Raw genomic sequence first — 4659 nt, 5'->3', positions numbered from 1 at the left:
GTCAACCTGGGTCAGAAGCGCCCATCTCCCGCGAAAACCTGGTCGCTCCGCGTCCAGGTTGCACCTGGATACCGTGTGGGGTATGCAACTCTCGCGAATCCGGGAGGCAACTGGGACTCTGTGAAGGACGGGGCCAGATGCACCGCCTGCTCAACGTCGATTCCATCGACATTGAGCTCGTTTCACTGCTGGGTTCGTCGATATCATGCCCCCAGGTTCGGTCGCGCCGGTCGCGCAGTCGCGCCTCGTCAGGCAGGGCGGGCGCGCAGCCAGGGAGCCCCATATGCGGCGCCCGGCTGCAGCTTGCTGAATCCCTATCTCGCTTTGTCTGGCTCCGAGTATTTCGGGTGAAAGAACGTCCGTCCCGATCCCGTCAAGGGCGCCGAAGATGGGCCACAAGACTTCCGCAGCTGGGATACCGTACGGTTCAGCACGCACAACGGATTTGCGTTTCAGTGGCGGAGCGGTGCGTCCCGGGCTCAGCTGCCGACATTGTCCCGCATGCTGGACACGCTTATTACGTCGTCGTGTTCGATAACACTAATCAGGCTCTAGTTGGCTTACTGCCCTCGCGCAGACCTCGAATTCCGAATAGCGTAGTTCCCAGTCGCAGTTAACATCGCTTTTAGCGGAGAATCAGAGCCAAAACCAATCACTAGTTGATCAGTCAGCTTTTCGCACAGTGCAACCAGCTTGGGACTTGAAGGCTACCGAACGCAAGACAGAGTCGCAAAACGATGTGCGTCAGGGAAAGACGCTGGATGAAGCACGAAGTACAAAGGTTTCCGGAATCCGCGCGATTGCGCCAGAAGCAGTTCCTTTGCCGAAACCGACGATATCAGTGCGTGGTGAGGCATACGGGTTCGTGCTGCCTTGAATGCCTCTAGGAGTATCTGCGTGTCAACAATCCCTTTCATCGGCCTCAGACCGCTGTGACACGTCTAGCGGATTAAGTGTCTGCGGTTCTTCGTGCGCCAGAAGTGCAAACACATATGCGTCTGCATGCCGCTTGGACTCACTGCCTTGGCGATTTGAGTATCTATCCCACGCAAGAGTCTTGGAGACGCGGAAGCTGATCTGGGAAAGCCGCCGCTGTTGCCAACTCTGGATATAGGCCGCCGACTTCACCTCGATTCGCGTACCATCTGGTGTCTCTAGATCGTACGCGGCCCGCGCCTATGAGCGCTCGACCCGCCTGAGATAGTCATCGATCTGAGCAACGAAACGAGTGAGATCCGGTAGATTCTCCGACACTATGCCGAGAAGCTCGCGGTCAGACACTAGATGGTACAGGTGGACGAGACGGTTTCGATACCCTGCCATCATCACCAGAGTGTCGGACATAGCCCTGTCTACTACCCCAAGATCGCCTAGGCCGCGAGCTATGGACTTGTACTCACCCGAAAGGTCGGCGCCTCCCGTGTGAGCTAGAATGTGACGTCCAACATCGAACACGGCTTCCATCGAACGCCGCAGGTGGCTCTCGACAATGGCCGCATTGTCCGGGTTCGCGCTGAAGTCGTCGTACAGCATTCCCGCGAACCGCTGCATGCGCGCGACACTTGCGTTTATCATATCGAGCCGCTCTATTACCCTGCTTCTATTCAGCATCTCGCACCACCCCGCCTGAAATCGTGTAGCTCTCCCTGAACCCTTCGGCAACATCCTCAAAATACGCGTAAAGCACTGGGCGAAAATCAGCAGCCCTACGTGCAATCTCCTCCTCGTATTCGAAGCGATACTCGTCGCTGACGGAATACACACTTCGACCACTAATGGCCTCCATCTGGAAGACTGAATGGTGCTCCTGCAGAAAAACCAAGTCGACAGGGTACGGGTGGAAGAGGTCCTCGAGCGGCGACAAGAGCCGAGCGTAGACTCGGTAGAGCACATTCGATGCCCTGTATGAGTCGAATTCGGCCAGCACAACACCTACGTCTATGTCAGTCAACGGATCGTCTATCGCAATCTCCTCGCCGAGAAGAATACGCCAGGCGTTTTCGGACTGGGAACCAAAGAGATAGCACAGCGTGACGCCGTGCGCCTTGCAGACGGTCCGCAAAGCGACTACTCCACCGGGGCGATTGGCAGCCAAGGCGCGTCTCCCCTTCCTTCCATCGGTCCAAGGTCTCATTCTTCTCTTCCCCATACTTCATACAATACATGAGTTCTGCCCTATCCGCCCGGTCTCCTGCAGGCAGTCGCGCAGGGACCGCGCCCACACGCGCAGAATCAATGACGAAACCAAGCTGATGGTCGTGGCCAAGCTGGACTGGACTGAGGAGGGCTTCAATTCATGATCAAGGACGTAGTTGATCTGTCGCAGCTCACGGCAGCCGGTCTCGTGCTGGACGTGGCAGGAGGCGGCGAAGGGATGATCGGCCGCTTGCTGGGCAGACAGGTTATCTCGATCGACATCTTGCGGTCTGAGCTGGAAGAAGTGTCGAACGAGGCACTCAAGCTGGTGATGGACGCGGCGGATATGTCCTTCCTAGATTGCTCATTCGCGGAAGCGACTTGCTTCTTCGGGCTTATGTACATGCCGGTCCAGATCCGCCCGCGTGTGCTGGCGGAGATCTTCAGGGTTCTGACTCCGGGCGGACGCCTGCGCATATGGGACGCTGAGATCCCGCCGGCTGCCACGGCCGGTAACCTCGGCGATTGCGGCTGCGGCGATGCCGGCTGCAGCGACCGTGTATTCATGATCGAGCTCGAGATCATGACCAATGCAGGTGGGCGCGCACAACCGCACAAGACAACCTATGGAGTCAGACGGCAAGACAAAGCGCAGAGTTGTTGTAGCATCACGAGTATGGCGGTAGACTGCGGATTTGTGGTCCTCGGCCATGCCGGTTCGGGCCGGACCTTCCACCTCAGTCTGCTCAAGCCCTACGGTACGGACGGGCAGTTAGCCGGCCAGGCGCCCACGGGCGCCGGCATGATGCGCGTAGTGCGCGCCACGGCCCGCGATCTGCACGATGCCTACGGCGTACTTGCCGACAGCCTCCGGCATGTGGTGGATCGCGGCAGGTCTGTCCCCGAGTGGTTGTTCACATCGGAAGGAGTCCAGAATGTGGCCGACAAGATACGCGACTGTGACTACTTCATCGGCTACGTCGATGATTCGCCGGCCGGAGTGCTGTGGATCAAGTGGGCCGACACGGGGTGCTGGGGCGATGCGGGATCCGACGGCGCCGCAGGCTACACCCACGGCCTCGGCGTGAGTCGCCAGTGGGCAGGCGCGGGTATCGGCCGGGCGCTGCTCGAGTGGTCCTACTCCTACATAGCCTCGCGAGGCAGAAGCATGGTGAGGCTGGAGTGCGATGCCCAGAGCTCAGAGGTCTGCGACTATTACGAGAGCCTCGGATTCGTGGATCGTGGCCTAGTGTCGCCCGCCAATCAACTGCGCCGTTACGAGCGCCGGGCGCTGTCGGGTTCGCGGGAACCGTGTGCCTGAGCCCCAAACGGCTGATCGAGCACGATGGGTTCCGCGTTCCCTAGCCGTCCGGCCTCTTCGCTCCATTTCAGTCCCATGAAGTGCGATAGATGCGATCTTCCTCTGAAAGGATAATGCGACCGGGTCGGAGAAGATCTGGTGAGGGTCACCCGGAATCATGACACATGATAGCGACTGCGTGATCATGTTCCGCTTGGCGGGTCATGCTGAAAGCGGGTGGAGACGCTGATATGGAAAAGCGAATATGGGATGAGCTGAGCGTCATCAAAGAGATAATCGTCAACACCGTTCCGGTGAAGCGGATGTTCCTGTTCGGCTCCCACGCATACGGTACGCCGGATGCGGAGTCAGACCTGGACATCTATGTAGTGTTGGCTGATGATGCGAACATGCGGGAAATTGACGCGATGAGACTGATTCGCAGATCAACTCGCGACACGAAGACGATGCCCGTGGACGTGGTAGTCAGCAGAGAAAACGTGTTCAACCAGCGCACATTGGCCCCCACCATTGAGCGGCAGATTGTGCAGGAAGGGGTAGTCCTCTATGGATAACTTGGCGCAAGCGAAGGAATGGAAGAGGATGGCCGAGATGGACTTGGCCAGTGCTGAGCATCTCCTGAGCATGCATCCGACTCCCATGGAGGAAGTATCTCAAGAGCTATCTCGTGTTGCGCGGGAAGAACCCGCCCAGAACACACGACCTGGACGAGCTGTGCAAGCTCTGCTCGGAAACACATGATGGCTTTGGCAAGATAGCTGATCAGTGCTCCGACCTGACGGCCTACGATGTTCAAACACGATACCCGATGGGGCTGACGCTGGAGGAGCGCGACATGTCGCAAGCCCTAAACAGCGCACCACAGACGACATCAATGGACGGTTTCATCCAGCGTGAGGGGTCCTCACCTTCCTCAGCAGCTACCCATAGGTCAGGCGTCCGGCTCGTAGAACCTGTCGTCGCGCTCGGCGAACTCCATATCGAACCGCGCAAAGAACCTGCATCTACGGCGAGTGTTTCAGATCTCATTTGGTGAACGACAGAGACTCCGCACCGGGCTCTGTGTATGCTAATCTAAAACTTGACCACCAGTACAGACTGTGGGCGTCGAGAAGTTGACCACCTTAAGAACCTATTCCTGTATGCTGATAGGTGAACGATCTACCGGCAACAGGAGGAAAGGAATTGCTTAAGATGGTCAC

General features: G+C 58.0%; 5 protein-coding genes. 3 read left to right on the top strand and 2 right to left on the bottom strand.

Features of this window, described 5'->3' with window-relative positions; genetic code table 11:
- Window positions 1-1176: 1176 nt before the first annotated feature.
- Window positions 1177-1611: a DUF86 domain-containing protein gene (locus VB144_14750; GenBank protein ID MEA4884888.1), complete on the bottom strand. Its 435-nt coding sequence runs from the start codon at window positions 1609-1611 to the stop codon at window positions 1177-1179.
- Window positions 1601-2134 carry a nucleotidyltransferase domain-containing protein gene (locus VB144_14745; GenBank protein ID MEA4884887.1) on the bottom strand — a complete coding sequence of 178 codons (534 nt, stop codon included), beginning with the start codon at window positions 2132-2134 and terminating at the stop codon, window positions 1601-1603. The genes VB144_14750 and VB144_14745 overlap by 11 nt, the downstream gene beginning before the upstream one ends.
- A gap of 162 nt (window positions 2135-2296) precedes the next feature.
- Here VB144_14745 and VB144_14740 point away from each other — a divergent pair, with 162 nt between their 5' ends.
- The 3 genes from VB144_14740 (at window position 2297) to VB144_14730 (ending at window position 4493) form a co-directional block, all read left to right on the top strand.
- A complete protein-coding gene (locus VB144_14740) occupies window positions 2297-3457 on the top strand; it encodes a GNAT family N-acetyltransferase (GenBank protein MEA4884886.1) in 1161 nt (386 codons plus the stop codon).
- 230 nt (window positions 3458-3687) lie between these two features.
- The gene (locus tag VB144_14735) at window positions 3688-4011 is read left to right on the top strand and encodes a nucleotidyltransferase domain-containing protein (protein ID MEA4884885.1); all 324 of its coding nucleotides are present in this window, start codon (window positions 3688-3690) and stop codon (window positions 4009-4011) included.
- A gap of 113 nt (window positions 4012-4124) precedes the next feature.
- Complete coding sequence (locus VB144_14730) at window positions 4125-4493, top strand: HEPN domain-containing protein (protein MEA4884884.1); 369 nt, start codon at window positions 4125-4127, stop codon at window positions 4491-4493.
- Window positions 4494-4659 lie beyond the last annotated feature (166 nt).

The sequence above is a fragment of the Clostridia bacterium genome, from assembly GCA_034926675.1.
In the GTDB taxonomy this organism is placed as follows: domain Bacteria; phylum Bacillota; class DTU025; order DTU025; family DTU025; genus JAYFQW01.
This window is presented reverse-complemented; position numbering and strand designations above follow the sequence as displayed.

Excerpts from the sequence above, each read along its gene's own strand:
- VB144_14750 (MEA4884888.1), bottom strand. The coding sequence starts at position 1,611 with ATGCTGAATAGAAGCAGGGTAATAGAGCGGCTCGATATGATAAACGCA.
- VB144_14745 (MEA4884887.1), bottom strand. The coding sequence starts at position 2,134 with ATGAGACCTTGGACCGATGGAAGGAAGGGGAGACGCGCCTTGGCTGCC.
- VB144_14740 (MEA4884886.1), top strand. The coding sequence starts at position 2,297 with ATGATCAAGGACGTAGTTGATCTGTCGCAGCTCACGGCAGCCGGTCTC.
- VB144_14735 (MEA4884885.1), top strand. The coding sequence starts at position 3,688 with ATGGAAAAGCGAATATGGGATGAGCTGAGCGTCATCAAAGAGATAATC.